This window comes from Olavius algarvensis spirochete endosymbiont (assembly GCA_900608495.1).
Lineage (GTDB): Bacteria > Spirochaetota > Spirochaetia > DSM-2461 > DSM-2461 > UBA2779.
This window is the reverse complement of the sequence record UWYT01000302.1, coordinates 1-2,484: the sequence shown is the minus strand read 5'-3', so window position 1 is coordinate 2,484 and position 2,484 is coordinate 1. Positions and strand designations below refer to the sequence as shown.

Genomic DNA, 2,484 nt, shown 5'->3' with positions numbered 1-2,484 from the left:
AGTGAGTGCACAGATAGGCCCTCTCTTTCCACTTTGCTCCTCCTGGCCCAGTAATGGAAGCGATCGTTTATGCCATGCCTTAAGAGTTTGGTATTATTGGAGGAGAGAAAGAGGGGCCTGCTATCTTGCGCCCCAGGGGGAAGATAGAGCTCCAGGTAGTGAGCTGAGATTTCTGTGATGGGAACCACCCGATCTTCTCCATTCTTACCGCCCCGTATCAGTAGCCGCCGGGTTTTAAGATGGAGGTCTCCTATGAGAGAGTTGGAGGCCTCGCTAGCCCGTAGAGCACTTGAATAGATCAGCTCAAAAAGTGCTCTGTCTCGAAGCCCGAGCCTCTGGTAGATATCTATTGACTCTAGAAACCTATCTGCTTCTTCAGGTGTCAAGTGTTCCTTCCGACGGCCATCATCATGCTCTCTTAGGTTAAGATTCTCCATCGGGTAGATAAGTATCTTGGAATTTCGCATGAGAAGGGTGAAGAAACGCCGCAGCACAACCAGAAGAGAAATCAAGGTTCTCATGCTATATGTCCCTCTTGCCTCTTCCAGGTAGGAGACGATATTCCCTCGACTCACCTCTCTGATATCGCGGATGCCCTCTCTCTCAAGGAAACTGAGGAAGCCCCGGAGCATGGAAATACCTGTGTCGATGGTAGATTTCCGGTAGCCCTCGGCAAGGGATGCGCGATGAAAGAAGCCAAGAGACCAGCTGGAGCCAAGCTTAGTCATCTTGAGCTTGTCTGCCCCTGGGGTGGCAGATTTCCAGCATCTTGGAGAGCTCCTGACCATCAACCTTCGTGTAGACTTCCGATGTGCCTATGTGGGCATGCCCTAGTATCTGCTGAATGTAGCGCAGGGGGCATCCGGCACGTAGGAGATGATAACCCAGAGTGTGGCGTAAATCATGGGAGCGCAGCAGGGGATAGCCTCCCGTAGCCGCCCTTCTTAAATCCTCATTGAACTTTCTTCGGATGGTGTTTAGTGAGTTAAGAAACACTCTTGTTTTATCTAGCCGCCTATCTGAGGCCATTAGCAGGGGGCGAATCTTGCGAATGTAGATTTGAAGCAACCTTGCTGCATAAGCGCCAAGGAGGCAGGTGCGAACCCTACCTCCCTTGGGTTCTCTAACTACTAGCCTCATTGACTCCAAATCCAGATCAGAAACTCTGAGGGCAGCGGCCTCGGCTATGCGAAGGCCGGAGGCGTAGAGAAACTCGGCAAGTACATGGGTGCGATATCGCCTGAGGCGTCTCTTGAAATTATCCTCTTCATCAAAACAGGAGAGATGATGGAGAAAGCTATCAAGCTTATCTTCATCCGGTAAGTTCCTCGGGAGTTTTCTCTCCTGATGGAGTTTGCGCAGCCTCTTGAAGGGATTAGCAAGGATCAGTCCGCTTTGGACAAGATGGCCGGCAAAGGAGGAGGCCTGGCTCATGAGATTGATAATGGTATTAGACTTGTATGACCCACCATCTTCCATCCTGTATTCAATCAGGCTCCTCTGATACTTAGCTGCAATCTCGTAGGAGAGATCAAGGAGGCTATAGCCATGCTCAACCAGGAAGTCAAGGAAGCGTCCCAGCTTGCTTTTGATGGAAAGAATGGCGGGGGTTTTGGCCCCCAGAGCCTTCTTTTCGCTTAGATAGGCCCTAAGGAGCTTTCTATCGGAGCTGTAGTTAGGCGCTTCTATCCTTACCTTCGCTTTGTCTCTTTCGGGGATTTCTGCCCCACTTTCTTCCATCTCTTTATCCCTTATAGAATTAGAGCCGTTTTCCCCTCGGACCCACTTGGACCCACTTTCTCCTAATTCTTTTAACTACAAAACTTTATTTGACCTGCTCATTTTTGGACCCACTTGGACCCACTTTCTCATTATTACTTGTAACACCAACACTTAACTCGTTTTCCACCCGGACCCACTTTTCTAACTCTCCTCCCTCTTCGACACCCTCCATGCGACTCTCTATCTCACTAGCTGCGGGTAAAAGGCTAATCAATGTAGGCTCCAGGCTGAGGCCAAGCCCATATCGCTTAGATGCGCCCCGAGAGCTAGCGCGCACTTTCACATACTCCCACTCAGCAAGAAGGCGAAGATTCTTCTTCACTAGCTCATGACCCAAACCACTACTCTCCCTCAGTTCTCTCTGGGTAACCCAGATCTCATCAGGGGCTATATCAAGACGGAGTGAACGAGACTCGATCAGGCTCCTAACCTCATCTAATACCCTCTCCGCGGATGCTGGAAGCTCACCCAAGGTTGAGGGCAGTATCGTGCTCATAATCTCGTGGGCGATCCGGTAATCTTCGATGTCGCACTCGATATAGGCGCCGGAGCCAGTGTCAGAACTCCCAGGCGGGGTCTTGGTTTCCTTCTGAAATTGGCGGAGGAAGCAGACTGCCGCGATTAGATCGATGAAGCGCTCATGGTCTCGTCTGGTGCGCATCTGGGATGAGGGGAAGGATAGGAGGCCGGCAAAGGGGTTCA

Annotated in this window: 3 protein-coding genes; all 3 read right to left on the bottom strand. The window is 50.9% G+C overall.

Features of this window, described 5'->3' with window-relative positions:
• On the bottom strand, positions 1-728 hold a 728-nt coding region (locus S1OALGB6SA_RS09245), incomplete at its 3' end, for a tyrosine-type recombinase/integrase (protein ID WP_195910407.1).
• Complete coding sequence (locus tag S1OALGB6SA_RS09240; protein WP_124033292.1) at positions 721-1,740, bottom strand: tyrosine-type recombinase/integrase; 1,020 nt, start codon at positions 1,738-1,740, stop codon at positions 721-723. The genes S1OALGB6SA_RS09240 and S1OALGB6SA_RS09245, both read right to left, overlap by 8 nt.
• Before the next feature lie 85 nt (positions 1,741-1,825).
• On the bottom strand, positions 1,826-2,484 hold a 659-nt coding region (locus S1OALGB6SA_RS10400), incomplete at its 5' end, for a hypothetical protein (protein ID WP_230204521.1).